Source organism: Vibrio orientalis CIP 102891 = ATCC 33934, from assembly GCF_000176235.1.
In the GTDB taxonomy this organism is placed as follows: Bacteria; Pseudomonadota; Gammaproteobacteria; order Enterobacterales; family Vibrionaceae; genus Vibrio; species Vibrio orientalis.
Genome location: NZ_ACZV01000004.1, coordinates 1,317,828 through 1,333,242, shown reverse-complemented (window position 1 = coordinate 1,333,242; position 15,415 = coordinate 1,317,828). Strand labels below are relative to the sequence as shown.

Sequence of the window (15,415 nt, the reverse complement as noted above, 5' to 3'; positions counted from 1 at the left end):
CTAAATTTAGGTCAGCTTTGCTTTTGAATGGCTATTTAGTTAGTCATTGCTGCGGTTTGATGCCCATGCGTACATGAGTTCAAGTGCCACAGTTGCCCCTGCTAGGGCGGTAAGGTCGCTGTGGTCGTATGGGGGTGATACTTCCACAACGTCCATACCAACAATATTTACACCCGCAAGTCCGCGCAGAATCTTCAGAACTTTGTCTGAGTTCAATCCGCCGCAAACTGGCGTGCCTGTTCCTGGCGCGAATGCTGGATCAAGACAGTCGATATCAAACGTCACATAAACTGGCTTGTCACCGATAATGTCACGGATACGTGCAACGATGCTTTCCGCTGAAAGATCGTTCGCTTCCATGGCATTAATCACGTTAAAACCATGTTCGTCTTTCTCATACTCAGTACGAATGCCGATCTGTACCGAGTGCTTTGCAGAAATTAGACCTTCATTTGGCGCATGATAGAACATGGTGCCGTGATCGTAGTTACTGCCGTTAGCATAGGTGTCAGTGTGGGCATCGAAGTGAATCAATGCCATTTCACCATGGTGCTTCGCGTATGCGCGCAGAATTGGCAGAGTAATGAAATGATCACCACCCAAAGCCAGCATGGTTTTACCACTTTTTAGAATCTCGCTTGTTGCAGCTTCTAGTCGGTAGGTAAAGTCTTCAGCGTCACCACAATCAAATACCAAGTCACCAGCATCAATGACTTTTGCGCGGTCAAAGACATTGAAATCCCATGGGAATTTCTTGCCTTCCCATGCAAGGTTTACTGACGCACGGCGAATCGCGTCTGGGCCCATTCGTGCGCCTGGTCTGCCGGATGTGGCCATATCGAGTGGTACACCAAGTACCACTAGGTCAGCGTCTGCTGAGACAGGGTTGCGCAGATAGGGTCTGCGCATAAAACTCATTGAATTCGAGTAAAGCGAATAATCAGTCTTTGTAAACAAATCATTCATTTAGAAATCCTCTAAGTAGGTGTAACCCGTTAGGCCACCTTCTAGTTCTTGTAGTACAGTTTGCTGTTCGCTAGAAGCGACGCGCTCAGCGACCAGTTCACGATAGTTGCTGCGAATCTTATCGACGTCGATGTGTACGTAGCGCATCATATCTTCCACGCTATCACCTTCATCGACGCGTTCAATGATCGCTTCGCCATTTTCATCAACAGTGACAACTGCACTGTGCGTATCACCAAATAAGTTATGCATATCACCAAGGATCTCTTGGTATGCGCCAACGAGGAAGAAACCCATTAGGTATGGTTTGTCTTTATTCCACGCAGGCACTGGCAGCGTTGTTTCGATACCTTGACCTTCCACATACTGCTCAATTGCACCGTCTGAGTCACAAGTAATATCGAGCATGACAGCACGACGATCTTCGACTTCTTCCAAGCCAGATAGCGGTAGTACAGGGAACACCTGATCAATACCCCAAGCATCTGGTAGTGACTGGAATAGCGAGAAGTTCACAAAGAACTTGTCCGCTAGTCGCTCGTTCAACTCATCCAAAATAGGACGGTGGAAACGGTTCTTGTTGCTCATTTGGCGGCTTAGTTCGAAGTAAATTCGCAGAGAAAGCTGCTCAGCCCACGCGCGTTGCTGCAGGTTTAATACCCCGGTTGCAAACTGTGAGTGCACTTCTGCCAAATCGCTTTGTGTATCGTTGTAAATCTCAATTAGTGCACGAGCATCACTGCCGTCTTGCAAATTCTCCCAGTTGCGCCACATGTTTTGTAGTAGCGTTGGGTCTTCAGCACTTGGCTCAACCACCGCTTCTGGGTGGTAGGCTTCAGTACCAATCACGTTAGTGATCAAGACAGCGTGGTGCGCCGTCAATGAACGACCTGATTCTGAGATAATCACAGGAACAGGTTGCTCGTATTGTTGGCAAACATCGCCGACAGTGCTGACAATATTGCGCGCGTACTCAATCAAACCATAGTTCATAGAGTTTGAAGATTGGCTACGTGTACCGTCATAGTCGACCGCAAGGCCACCACCGATATCGAAGTACTTAATGTCCGCGCCCATTTCACGTAGCTCACAGTAGAAACGCGCTGACTCGTTGACCCCATTACGGATGTCACGAATGTTCGCCATCTGTGAACCAAGGTGGAAGTGCACTAGCTGCATTGCGTCTAGCTGCTCTTCTTGCTTGAGGCGCTCGATAACAGTGAGAACCTGCGACGCTGATAAACCAAACTTGGATTTTTCACCGCCGCTTGATTGCCATTTACCCGCACCTTGTGATGCAAGGCGAATACGGATACCTAGACGAGGTTTCACGCCCAAGCTTTTCGCTTCTTTTAATACCAGATCAAGCTCAGAAAGCTTCTCTAGTACGATAAATACTTTATGACCTAGCTTTTCACCGATTAGCGCAAGACGTACGTATTCACGGTCTTTGTAGCCGTTACATACAATCACAGAACTCGCTTTTTGCGCTAGTGCCAGTACTGCGAGTAATTCAGGCTTGCTGCCGGCTTCTAGGCCTAGCTGTTTTGTTTCTAGCTGCGCTTGGCTTTCTAGAATTTCATCAACTACTTCTTTTTGTTGGTTTACTTTAATTGGGTACACCAGCAGGTAGTTGTTTTGGTATTGGTATTCTTCAATCGCTTGGTTGAACGCTTGGCAAATACCGTGCACGCGTTGGTGCAGGATTTGTGGGAAGCGAACCAGTACCGGTAAATTAAGCTGTTTTTGTTCTAGCTTAGAGACGATATTGCTCAGAGGAACCTGGTGCGCGTTATCGTTACGAGGTGACACATATACTTCACCTTGGTTATCGATACCGTAAAAGCCTTGGCTCCAGTAATGAACATTGTAATCAGCACGAACACGATCAAGTTTGGAATTGTTTTCCACTTCAAATCTCACAAAGATAGGGAGAGAAATACATGACCCAGTGGAGCTGAGTCATACCTGACACGGGTCTGAATTTGGCTCTCTAAGCTTCCGCGTCGAGCGCATTAACGGATAAAAAGACAGCAGAGTCTAACAAAATAGATTTGTCGTCACGACAAGGTTTTGGTGGCTTGATTTGGGATGATTTTCTATGCAATTTTGTTGATGACTTTATCTTATTTATAGCCTTTATTTGCTAGGTTTGAAGCGTTAAAATGAGGGCAAATTGATTACGTTTGGAACTATGATGGCAAAACTGACACTTCAAGAGCAAATGCTGAAAGCGGGCTTGGTAAACGAGAAAAAATTAAAGAAAGCTAAAAAAGGCTCGAAGAAATCTCGTGTGCAAGCACGTGAAGTAAAAGCGGCGGTTGAAGAGAGTAAACGCCAGCAGCAAGAGCGTGATAAAGCGCTCAGCGAAGAGCAAAAAGAGCAGCGTCTATCGAAAGAGATCAAAGCGCAAATCAAACAGCTGATCGAAATGAATAAGATCGATCAGAAAGATGGTGACATTAAGTACAACTTCACTGATGGGACGCTTGTTAAATCACTGTATGTTGAGCAGCTGATTCGTGACCAGTTAGCAAAAGGTATTCTTTCTATTGCGCGTACTGATGAAACTTATGTAGTTATCCCAAGCAGCGTAGCGAATAAGATTGCGATGCGTGATGAGAGTGCCATCATTGAACAAAATGCCCCGGCGGAAGATATCCCAGCAGAAGATGACCCATACGCAGACTTTGTCGTACCCGATGATTTGATGTGGTAGGTGAAATTCTCGCTAATCAGTGATTAGAAGAGCGCAGCATAAGTAGCACTTCGTTCATACTCAACAGACACTCGCTTAAAATCATAAGGCTGAACGTGGGAACGTTCAGCCCTTTCTTTAATCTAGTAACAATTATGATCATAGCTAGAGGTTAGCAATCTCAACTAAGCATACCATTATCTTTAAGCTAACCCTTCATCAGCCCCATCGATAATAAATACCACTTTAACTATTTTACCCTTGAGCTAGGAATGGGTATGTTTGACCATGAGGCTCGCTAATTACCGCAATATAAAAACACAAATATTCTTATGGTCGAAGATAACCATTCTAATTAATGATTTTAAAGAGTATTTACTCTATATTTCAATGGTTTTATCATCAAGAAATATTAATTATTTGACTTATATAATTGAAGTTGATTTACAGGAATATTCCTACATTTGGTGGGATTGAATTCCTACGAAATGTGGGAATTTTACTGTGTATCGTTGGAAGTATTTGTAATATCCTTGATATAAATCATTCCAGTAATATTTAAAGGGTAATATGCCAATTCCTAAAGGTAATACTAAAAGATTTATATTAAAAGCGACTAGGTTATGGGGAGAGAAGTATGATTACCATCAAGTCGAATATATTAATAGCAGAACACCTGTGACCATTGTTTGTAGAAAGCATCAGCATGCATTCCAACAAACACCCAAAGCTCACTTTACGGCAAAAAGACACTGTTGCCCCTTGTGTTACAGAGAGGTAGTGGGAGTCTATCAGAACCAATGGAGGAGCAACACGCCACCAATAAGCACCGCATTGCTGGCTAACTTATCTCCATTAATCAACCATGTGTTCCGATGAAATATTAAACATACCTTATCCATGTTTATTGTAAGGTTTATTTTTAATATTTTATTCTAAATAAAAAGTTTGAAAGTATCTTGTCCATAACATAGTCCAGTGGTCAGGGTTATCTATATCTGTATGTAATTTTTATATTGAACTGTTTTTTAATTTAATCTCATTGCTAATTAGAAATACTAAATAAATAAGGCAATGTCGCCTCTGAGATTATTGTTGTCCAAAAAATAAAAACTAAATGTAAACTAGGAGAAAAATGTTGAAAAACCGTGTTCTATTAACACTGCCTATGTCAATTCTAGCGGCAGATGTTGTCGCTAGTGTGAATTTAAATGGCGGAATGGTGGGGGAGTTGGTTCAACCGGCGTCACCTTCATCCCATTGGAATAATTATCAGATTACTCTCAAAAACAACGGAAGTAGTGCTATTGAATTACATCAGAACGAGTTTCGTTTTGATACCCCATCGCCTATGCATAGCGCACCATGGGGAGTCAGCGGGGCTAGTGTGACTCTGAAATCCTCACAGGCGAATCGCGACATGTTCACCAATACGTTGGTATTTGCGTCATACAACGGTGCATCTCGTTTGCTTAAGCCTGGTGAGTCAGTCTCGATGACATTTGGCTATAGCGGAACCTTGGACAGCACGCTGATTGAGGCTTCGTTTCGTTTTACGGGTGATGACAATGTGGTCGAGCCCAACAATGCGCCTAGCGTTACGCTATCTCGCCCTAGTTCAAATATCTCGATCGTAGAAGGCCAGTCTGTAACTTTAACAGCACAGGCTTCTGATGTTGATGGTGATTTGGAAGGCGTTAAGTTCTTCGTCAATGAACGCCAGATCTCGGATGATAAAGCGTCACCATACGAGTTTAATCTTTCCGATCTAGGAGTTGGTACACACTCTGTTTATGTGAAAGCATACGACTCGAAAGGGAATATCACGCAAAGTGTTACTCGAACGGTTACTGTGGAACCAAGCAAAGGCACTGCTCCTGAAATTGGCATTAGCCAACCAACGGGTCAAGTTGAGCTGCAATTAGGCGACTCTTTGAATGTCATTGCTGATGCTAGTGATGTAGATAATGACCTCGCTGGTGTTGAATTCTATGTGGATGGACAAAAGCTAGCGACAAAAACACAACCACCATTCAATTTCCAATTTACTCCTGTAAATGAAGGTCTCTATTCATTCCATACTGCGGCTTATGATATCGCAGGGAACCGAACGGAATCTCCACCTCAAGCATTTAAGGTCACGGCTCCAGCTGTTGAATCGACACCCCCTGTCATCAGCATTGTTTCTCCACAGTCTCATGTAAACACTCTATCTGGCGAATCAATCGTGGTGGCTGCCCAGGCCTCCGATGTAGACGGTGACTTAACTGAGGTGCGTTTCTATGCCAATGGTGAGTTATTTGCGACAAAGAAAAGTGCGCCATATTCCGCTGTTGTTATCGCCCAAGAAGGTAGAACGGCTATCGTAGCTGAAGCGATTGATGCTGCGGGCAATACAACACGCACATCAGAGATCAATATCAATGCGAAATCCTTGTCTGGTGGAGAGAGCTCAGGTGGAAGCTGTGATGTGCCTCAGTACCAGAATGGTGGTAATTATGCCTTTGGTGACAAAGTTCAGAACAATGGGTCGGTCTATCTATGTAAACAGTTTGGTTGGTGTGGTCAAGCGCCTTATGAACCAGGTGTTGCGTGGAATGGCAGTGACTATTGGACAGACGCCTGGCAATTAGAAGGCGCATGCGCTGTTGAATCAAACAAAACACCATCTGTCTCGATGCAAGTACCAGAGGTGGTGGCGAATACAGGTTTTGAACTCAGTGCTAATGCGACAGATGAAGATGGCCAAGTCGCGAAGGTAGAGTATTACATTGATGCTATTTTAGCGGGAACTTCAAGTCAGGCTCCATTTACACTTAATCACCAAGGGCTAAGTGAAGGAGACTACCAACTTTTCGCCGTTGCTACCGATGATAAAGGAGCCCAAACACGTTCAGAAAATGTCGCATTAAATGTTGAGCAAGCATTTGAAGGCAATCGTTTGGCTATCACTTTCCCAAGCTTTGACCACAAAGACCTTTTAAATCCTCCCGCTGAGCTACAAGACCAAGTTTTGACTGGCTCTCTTTATTGTCCAACAGACGGTACTACCACTCAAATTGAAGGGACATGGGGTGAAACCGTCAATATCGATGGGTTAGGTGAAGATTGTTTGTATCAATTAAACCTTGATGGCTTTAGCGGTTACGTTGCGCGTTTTTCACCTTGGGTGGTCAACTTCTCTAAAACCGAAGAGCGACAAATTGATATCGATGCGCTCTATCGTGCCCCAATTGCGACTGAAGCGCTTTTCCCATTAGGTGGGGTGAAAGTTGAAACCTATCTAGAAGGGATCTATCAACCTCGCTCAATGGCAATGGGAGAGAACATGATCTTCGTTGGCTCCTCTTCAATTATGTTGGATAGCGAGCCTTTGGGTGGAACGATTTACGCGGTTCAGCTTGATCCTCAAACGAAACAGCCGATCGGTACTTATGTCGTGGCGGAAGGTGAAGAGCCTCATGGTGTCGCGTATCGTGATGGTAATCTCTACTACAGCACAGTAGGTGCTTTATACAAGATTGAGAACATCAATGAGACCTTTAAGTCACGCCCTGTGGCTGAAAAGATTTTCACTTATCCTGCTGACGGTACTAAAACGCCGATCCCAACAACGCAGTGGTGGACTCGGATGCAGCACCAAAAACATCCATTGAAGTTCAATACTGTCGATCCGACGGACAAGAAGCTTTATACCGCTGCTGGCCTACCATGTAACATTTGTACCACACCAGAAGAAGAGCTTTACGGAACAATCTTTGCGATTGACTTGGAAACGGGTGAGTATGAAATCCAAGCGAATGGTATCCGTAACTCTGTGGGCTTTGACTGGCACCCGAAAACGGGCGAGATCTGGTTTAGTGATAACAACCGCCAACAGTTTGATAACCCGGATGAGATTAACCGTATCTCAAACCCAGGTAATCAAAACTTTGGTGCGCCAATTTTCTTCGGTAAAGACACGCGCGGCCTGACAGATCATGAGATGGCGAACTGGCAAGACCTACTACTTGGTGGTGAAGGCAGTGATGGCTACCCAATCATCCCGCCAAAAGCAATTTTGCCTCAGATCGATTATGACGTGGTTAAACCAACAGACTATGCCGGCGCAGAGTTTGATGTGTTCACCAACAGTGCTCCTTTAGGGGTTAAGTTCTGGAATGCTTATTCGCAGTCAGACAATATCCAGCACCTTGTTTATGCAACTCACGGTAACAGTAAACCAGAACACCCAGGGTTAGAGCTTCGCATGGTGACCATTCAAAATGGTACTGATGTGATTCATGAACGCCCATTGGTGACGGGTTGGATGAAAGATCGTCAAGCGGTCGAATCTTACGCCTGTTTAACGGATGCATGTATTGGTCGTCCAGTCGAGTTCCTAGAACTAGATGATGGCTCAATGCTGGTATCAGACGATAAAGCAAGCGTAATTTACCGCGTCTCTTATGATGCAATAGGAGCGAATCAGAAACAGATCACCTTCACCACTACTGAAGCACCGGATAGCAGTCTAAGTGATGAGTTGGTCAGTGGCGCTCTGATTCATCCTAATGGTCATGAAAGTAAGTTCCATGTTGCGTGGAATGCGCCTTCGATGAACATTGATGGTCTGGAAAATGGTACTTATCAAGTTCGTTTGAATGATGTGGGGGAATATATTCCAGAACAACGCTTCCATACCATTACCATTTCAAATAGTCGTCCTACATCCACAGTCGCACTCAAATACATTGAGAAGCCTAAGGATTTGGAAGGTGTGGTGAAGTTTACTGCGCCAGCTCGTCCAGTAAATGCGACAGAGTCAAGCTTGGTTGTGACGTTCGAAGACAAGACGCTGAATAAAACCTATGAGCGCGAATTAGCATGGGGAGAATCTTTAGAAGAGACGCTTGATTACGGTGGTTATGAGGTACGTTTCCCTTACCTAAAGAACTATTTCCCACAGCCATCAAAACTAAACGTAGAGATCAATGAATCCAGCTTAGAGCATAACCTAGATGTAGAGTTTATTGAGTACAGCTCAGGTGGTGATTTAATGGCGCAGAATTGTAATGCCTGTCACTCAACGGAGTTTTTCGACAACGCCAATAAAGCTAATGCATGGAACAATGCGGGTTATCAGGCACTGCTTGACAAAATCATGTCGATGCCAGTTGCGGGTCACTGTGATTTGACGTGTGCTAAAGAAATTGCTGATTACCTATTTGATGAAGTATGGAGCGACTACTTAGAACAAACGGAATCATATGGTGATCGACAAGTTAGACTCCTAACAAGCTACGAGTATGCGAACACAATCCAAGATCTATTTGGTCTAACAGTGGATAAGCAGAAACTGCCGAAAGACAAATACGAACGTGAGTTCAAATTTGCCGGTCAGTCTAACCAAGGTGTCATTCTTGCGGAGGACATGAAGCAGTATCACTCGATGGCTGTCGATATTGCAGCACGCTTGGATCTTGCGAAGATCGGTTACAGCGAGAGCGTCAATAAGGCTCAGTTTGTTGCTGACCTAGGTAAGAAAATCTACCGTCGACCACTGACAAGTGATGAACAGTCTCGCTTCAACGGTTTTATTAACCAGTATGGTGCAAGAGACCTAGTCGCTGCGATGGTTCTATCACCTAACTTCCTCTACCGTTCGGAATTGGGGACTTTAACTGAAAAAGCGGACGTCTACGAGTTGAGTCAATACGAAGTCGCAACTGCGCTTTCGTACAGTTTCCTAGGTACGACCCCAAGTGCGTCTTTGTTGGCGAAGGCTGAGAGTGGCCAATTAGAAACGAATGAGCAAGTGGCTGCTGAAGTCGCGAGCATGTTGACCAGCGCGAAAGGGATAGAGCGCTTTACTGACTTTATTGGTTACTACATTCATACCCAAGTTCAAGAGCTACCGGAAAAACCGGGTCTGACCAACGATGTTGTGAATGCGATGGTTGAGGAACAAGCTGAGTTTATTCGTTACTTCTTAACGGAAGGTGAAGGCACAGTAGCTGAGCTATTCAACCCAAGCTTTACCTTTGTAAACGGAACGTTGGCTAAGCACTACGGGATCAGCGGAGTGACGGGTGAGGAGTTCCAAAAAGTAGAAAGCGGTCAGCGTGGTGGATTGCTTCAACATGGCTTAACACAAGTTGTGAACTCCGATTACGCTGCGACTTCACTAGTCAAGCGTGGTTTGATGATTCGTCAGAACCTGATGTGTCGCACGATTGGTGTTCCTGTTGATGTAGATCCAGATTCGATTGAGTTGCCAGATACCCCAATCACTACGCGTGAGCGCTGGGACACTATCAATGGTCAAGACGCCTCCGCTGGACAGTGTTGGCAGTGTCATGAGTTTATGAATGACACGGGTGCTTCGATGGAGAACTACAGCCAAACAGGCCAATGGCGCGAAACCGAGTCTGCTTATAACGAGCCGAGCGTGACGTTACCTATCGATGCTTCAGGTCCATTAGTGGATAACTCAGGCGCACATGTGCTGCTTCAATTTAACGATGTACGTGATATTTCAGCGCATTTCCCTACCAACGCGACAGTATTGCAGTGTTTAGCGGATAGTTACTTCCGTTATGCCATGGGCCAAGAAGCGGATGTGAATTCGACAGCTGGTATCCAAGACATGACGAAGCAACTTGAGAAGAGTGGCTCCATTACAGAAATGCTGGAAACCCTAGCAACATCGCAAATGTTTAAATTTAAAAAGGAGACTGACTAATGTCTTTTCTTAAAAGTCGTAGACGTTTTTTAAAAGCAGCGGCAGGTGCTGGTGTATTGGCTCCAATGTCGCTACCAGGGTTGACGAGAATCGCTCATGCAGGAACAACAGGTAAGGCCAAAACTAAGGTGGTGTTCTTTGTTGTTCCAGATGGCTTTGCTACAGATAGCTTTCGAGGTCAATTTAACCAAGGGTTGTGGTTTCCTCAAACGGCACAACAAGGAGCTGACGATACGACTAACTTCACCCTAAATGAAGTGAGTAGTGAGCTGGCAGCCTACAAAAATCGTTCTCTATACCTACAAGGCATCATCCTAGGACAGGGTAATGCCGGTCATAACGGTTGGACAGAAGTGCTGCGAGATAAAAACAAAAGTCAGTCTTCTATCGATGTCTTGTTAGGGCGAACGATGCCGGGAACGGATCCTTCTCAGCGAGCTATATTTGCTGGTCCTCATGCGACAGATAGCGTGAACTGGTATGTCTCTTGGGATGGTAATAATAAACGCACGCCGCAGGGAAACCCGAACCTATTGTTCGAGAATATTTTTGGTACTAACTACAGCGGGGCAACAGCGCGCACAGCACAAAATAATAATGGCACTCATTTGTTTGACCCGATTAATGATGATATCCAAACATTGCGTTCAAAGTTGTCTGGTCGTGAGCGTCAAAAGTTAGATACCCACCTAGATTCAATGGAACAAGTTGTCGCGGATATGGATGCAACATTGCCGATTACTGCGGAATGTAGCCCAATTATGCCACCGGATCATCCAATGATGTCAGCAGATTTTCGTAATCAGGTTCAGTCAAGTCACCATCAAGTGGTCGCCACTGCATTGAGTTGTGGGGTTTCACGAGTAGCAACCGTTCAGGTAGGGCGTTCTGCTGACCAAGTGGTGATTAAAGAGGCGAGTGTGCGGGCCAACCCACATGACTTAGCGCACCGCTATAAGAGTGAGCAAGAGTGGAAAGAGAGCCGTAAATGGTACGCGCGTCAGGCGAAACTGTTCTTAGATGAGCTTTCTCGTCATGCCGATCCGGATGTACCGTCTGATTCGCTGCTGGACCATACCTTAGTCGTTATTACTTCTGAAATGTCAGATGGTGCCCCTGAACACCAGTATAACCAGCCAATGTTGTTAGTTGGTGGCGCTTCTGGATTGCTTAAAAATGGTGATGGTCAAGGACGATACTTGAATATTACATCTCAGGGTGATCGAAACCATTGGGCAGCAGGGCGTCAGGTGGACCAACAACGTATTTGGGCAACCGTTGCTCAAGCGATGGGGACGTCCGTGCCGTATAGCGGAAATAGCAGCTCTGTAACAGGTATTTTCACTAACGTAAGTTAATGTTCACTTAAGCCGTTTGGTGGGAGAGATTTCTCCCACCTCATTTCAGGAGTAATTTCATGATCACCATTCTCCAGCGGTGTGTATTTTTCTTGCCGCTATTAGTGATGACAGGATGTGATAGTTCGGATGCCGCAAAGCAAGTTACCGTGACTTCGCAAGTCTCAGTTACGGAGCAAAAAGCGACAGAGCTGAAACCGAAAAATAATCTAGTTTCAATTCAAGGTTGGCTTAAACCAGGTAGCCCTGACCTTGAGTTTGTTGAGGTTCCCGTGAATGTGGCTTTGGAAGAGTTTAATTCGAGTGGAGAGGCCAAAATTGTCGCGACCACCACAACAAAAGCGAGTTACGAGACGGGTTTCTTAGCTCGCTATGTTTTGGAGTACAACACCAATCAGCTAGATGAAGATGCAAAGTACTTTGTTCGAGTAGAAGCAAAGCGAGGAGAGAGCGTCCTTTGGCGCAACAATATCTTTTTTTCAGGGCTGAGCAATCCCTACCAAGACTCAACAATCAACATCGTCGTTAAATAAGCCAACAGTCTTTGCATCGAAACGACAGTTGTACGTCGCTCATTGATACCCAAAATCCAATCAATACTAATAGCTCTTACCTACGCAGTGGAAAGTTGTGCAATATCAATAACTAGGAGCAATAAATGAAACAAAGGAAAACCAAAGTAAGTTTGCTAGCGGGCAGCGTAATATTAAGCATGGCCGCATCTGCACAGAATGTGGCATTTAATACCACAACGATTGAAAACGATTTGCAGGGTGATTTTGAGGCTATGATTAGCTATGCGCAAAATATCACCATGCCTCACAACAATAAGATGGGGGACCCGCGCCCTCATTTGACCGCATTGCGCGACACTTTGTTAATGGTTCAACCCGTGGCTGATATGCCAATCGAGGGCAATAGCGTGTCAGTAATCGGTCGTGATGCGAACAACAATATGCTGGGCGAATTAAACCTTACTACGCCAGAACAACTCCCCGCACATGATGGTCATGACAATAGTATTGTTTATGCCACCGATATGTGGTCAGTGACACTACCTGCCTCTTGGGTTCAGCCTGGCTTGACGTTGGAAATTTCAAGTGGTGAACGAACTGGTCAGCTAATAGATCTTGAGATTGGTGCACCTAATCAGTTGATGATCAACACTATGGACCTTGGCATGTTAACGGCTCCAAGAGACCGTTTCGATTTTATGAAGGATACGAAATATCACGAGGACTACTTTCAGAAAATCCCGGTCAGCAAACTGATCGTCAACCCTTATGAACCATTGAAACTTGACGAAGTAATGTTACCAACAGGCGCGTTACTTACGGAATACGATCCAAGTATGGGGACTTGGCACCGAGGTGACATGCGCGAGTATATTTCTAAGGTTCTTATTGCTCATGGCATTAACAATGCTAACTACGGCATTAACGCTTCTGGTGCGAAAGGAAAAGGCCACCCATTTACCTCTGCCCAATTAACAGCAGTGACACCAGTCGGTCGCTACCAAAATGGCGTTGTAGTACATGGGGGCAGTGGCGGTGCGGGAATGGTTACCTTAACCAAAACGCTAGGCAATGAATGGAGTCACGAGATCGGCCATAACTTCGGTATTGGCCATTATCCAGGAGGGACAGATGGCTCTACTCATAGGCCATCAACGGATATCAATTCCGCTTGGGGCTGGGATCTATCTCAACAACGTTTCATTGCCAACTTTATGTGGAACAAGCAGACAGGAGAGGATCAAGTTTGTTGTAGCGACGGTATCGGTATCCCTGCTTTTGAAGGTTACAAGTTCAATCGGGATGCGATGGCAGGCGGGGAACCATCCTCTCCCATTTCTAAATACACTCTCCATACACCATACGTGCTGAGTGACATACAGACGTTTTTAGAGAATAAAGCTATTTTTGATGAAACGTCCGAGTCAGGTTTTAAAAAGTGGAATAGTACCACTAGGCAAATGGAAGAGTTTGTGCAGCCAGAGCTGGTTGAATATAAGAGCATTGCAAGCCAAAGTGAACTCGACACGATAAAAGGTGACACTCAAGGGCGGGTTCTTTCAGACTATATCAGCAAATATGATGTTATCAGCGTTCAAACATATGATGGTCGTTGGATTAGGGATATTTACTTACCAAATGCACAAGAAGTGGCGCTAGGTAAACAGATCAGCGTGTCACGATATTCAGGCTACGGCGTGACCGTTCATGTTAATGGTGAAAGCATAAGCTTGAGTCGAGGTGACACTAAATACTACGTGAATGACAACTACTCTTGGGTTGAATCTAATCCAGATGACGGGTCCAGTAATCTACCTGCACGTGTTCCTAGTGATTTTGGTGTACCAGTGACAACGCTTGTCGGGTATTACGACCCAACACAGCAACTCGATAGTTATTTATTCCCAGCTCTTCATGGTGCGTATGGCTTTGTCTATGAACCAACTCAGTTGGATGAACTGAATACACAAGGCTGTTATGTCAAAGTTTATAATGGGCAAAACCATGACACTGATAACTATCAGCTAACAGGGTTCCGTTTCGATGCCAATCTGATGAACAAGCTACACATTAATATCAGACAATCTGATGACCCGACTAAAGCGGAAATCATTTGTGATAATAATGTCCTTAGCACACTGCAAATCAGTAAGCCAATGCAACCATTAGAAGTTTCTATTGTTCAGTCTGACTCTTTGAACCCAACCCAACCAGACAGCAATACGGCACCCGTTGCCAACGCTGGTGGTGATCAATTGGTTAACTCAGGCTCGACGGTGACTTTATCTGGTTTGGCTTCAACAGATATTGATGGTGATAGTCTAAGTTATCAGTGGCAGCAAGTAGCGGGCGATCCTGTGACCATACGATTTGACCGTGAAGCAACTGCAGAAGTGGTCCTGCCTGATTCTGCTAAGTCAGAAAGCTATACCTTTATGCTGACGGTCTCTGATGGAAAAGCGAGTACAACCGATACGGTGACTATCTCTGCTACCCCAAACCTTAATGAAAACAGTACCCCGAACGTAACCTTGCCAGTATCAGTGAATGGCAATTCTGGGCAGTCAGTTGATGTGAGAGCTTCGGCATTTGATCAAGACGGAGATGCTCTTTCGTACCGTTGGAATACTTCAGGCTTAGCTTATCAAGTGACTGGTCAAGGTGCGATAAGAGTAACGTTACCTGAGGTGCAAAGCGATCAAACATATTCAGTATCAGTCGTGGTTGCTGACCCTCATGGCGCTCAATCTCAGGCGACGACGCGTATAAATGTTAAAGCGATGACAGGCAGCTGTGATGTCAATGATCCCAATGCGAACAACCATCCTCAGTGGTCTTCTAGTCAAACCTACGTTGGCGGTAATACCGTCAGTTTCAACGGCTTGGTTTGGAAAGCAAAACACTGGACTCGCAACAATCAACCAGATACTAGCGCAGCTTGGGAATTGGTTAGCGATGTGAGTCTAGCTTGGTCCAGTGAACGAGCTTACACAGGCGGTGATGTCGTCACTTATCAAGGGGTTAAGTATCAAGCTAAGTGGTGGACAAAAGGTGAACGCCCTGATGCGAGTGGAGTATGGGCTATACAAGGTCCTGCCTGTTAGTTACTGAGTAAATCTTGGTAGTTGTGCTGTCGGGAGAAGAGCGTTTCTCC

7 protein-coding genes are annotated in these 15,415 nt (G+C 45.1%); 5 read left to right on the top strand and 2 right to left on the bottom strand.

Translation table 11 applies throughout. The features are described 5' to 3' along the window. Nucleotides 1-39: 39 nt before the first annotated feature. Both speB and speA read right to left on the bottom strand, forming a co-directional pair. On the bottom strand, nt 40-966 hold the full coding sequence (speB, locus tag VIA_RS09450; RefSeq protein ID WP_004417040.1) for an agmatinase: 927 nt from the start codon (nt 964-966) through the stop codon (nt 40-42). Then, on the bottom strand, nt 967-2,877 hold the full coding sequence (speA, locus tag VIA_RS09445) for an arginine decarboxylase (RefSeq protein ID WP_004412721.1): 1,911 nt from the start codon (nt 2,875-2,877) through the stop codon (nt 967-969). A 286-nt stretch (nt 2,878-3,163) separates the two neighbouring features. Between speA and VIA_RS09440 the strand changes: the two genes are divergently transcribed. The 5 genes from VIA_RS09440 to VIA_RS09420 all read left to right on the top strand — a co-directional run bounded on the left by VIA_RS09440 (nt 3,164) and on the right by VIA_RS09420 (nt 15,365). Next, a complete protein-coding gene (locus VIA_RS09440; RefSeq protein ID WP_004412719.1) occupies nt 3,164-3,685 on the top strand; it encodes a DUF2058 domain-containing protein in 522 nt (173 codons plus the stop codon). A 1,114-nt stretch (nt 3,686-4,799) separates the two neighbouring features. After that, complete coding sequence (locus tag VIA_RS09435; protein WP_004417038.1) at nt 4,800-10,388, top strand: Ig-like domain-containing protein; 5,589 nt, start codon at nt 4,800-4,802, stop codon at nt 10,386-10,388. Further along, nucleotides 10,388-11,746, top strand: coding sequence for a DUF1552 domain-containing protein (locus VIA_RS09430; RefSeq protein ID WP_004412716.1), 1,359 nt, complete (start codon nt 10,388-10,390; stop codon nt 11,744-11,746). Before VIA_RS09435 ends, VIA_RS09430 begins: the two co-directional genes overlap by 1 nt. A gap of 59 nt (nt 11,747-11,805) precedes the next feature. Continuing rightward, nucleotides 11,806-12,279, top strand: coding sequence for a hypothetical protein (locus VIA_RS09425; protein WP_004412715.1), 474 nt, complete (start codon nt 11,806-11,808; stop codon nt 12,277-12,279). Nucleotides 12,280-12,404: 125 nt separating this feature from the next. Continuing rightward, nucleotides 12,405-15,365, top strand: coding sequence for a M66 family metalloprotease (locus VIA_RS09420; protein ID WP_004412714.1), 2,961 nt, complete (start codon nt 12,405-12,407; stop codon nt 15,363-15,365). The last annotated feature ends 50 nt before the right edge of the window (nt 15,366-15,415 follow it).

Excerpts from the sequence above, each read along its gene's own strand:
- speB (WP_004417040.1), bottom strand. The coding sequence starts at position 966 with ATGAATGATTTGTTTACAAAGACTGATTATTCGCTTTACTCGAATTCA.
- VIA_RS09440 (WP_004412719.1), top strand. The coding sequence starts at position 3,164 with ATGGCAAAACTGACACTTCAAGAGCAAATGCTGAAAGCGGGCTTGGTA.
- VIA_RS09435 (WP_004417038.1), top strand. The coding sequence starts at position 4,800 with ATGTTGAAAAACCGTGTTCTATTAACACTGCCTATGTCAATTCTAGCG.
- VIA_RS09430 (WP_004412716.1), top strand. The coding sequence starts at position 10,388 with ATGTCTTTTCTTAAAAGTCGTAGACGTTTTTTAAAAGCAGCGGCAGGT.
- VIA_RS09425 (WP_004412715.1), top strand. The coding sequence starts at position 11,806 with ATGATCACCATTCTCCAGCGGTGTGTATTTTTCTTGCCGCTATTAGTG.
- VIA_RS09420 (WP_004412714.1), top strand. The coding sequence starts at position 12,405 with ATGAAACAAAGGAAAACCAAAGTAAGTTTGCTAGCGGGCAGCGTAATA.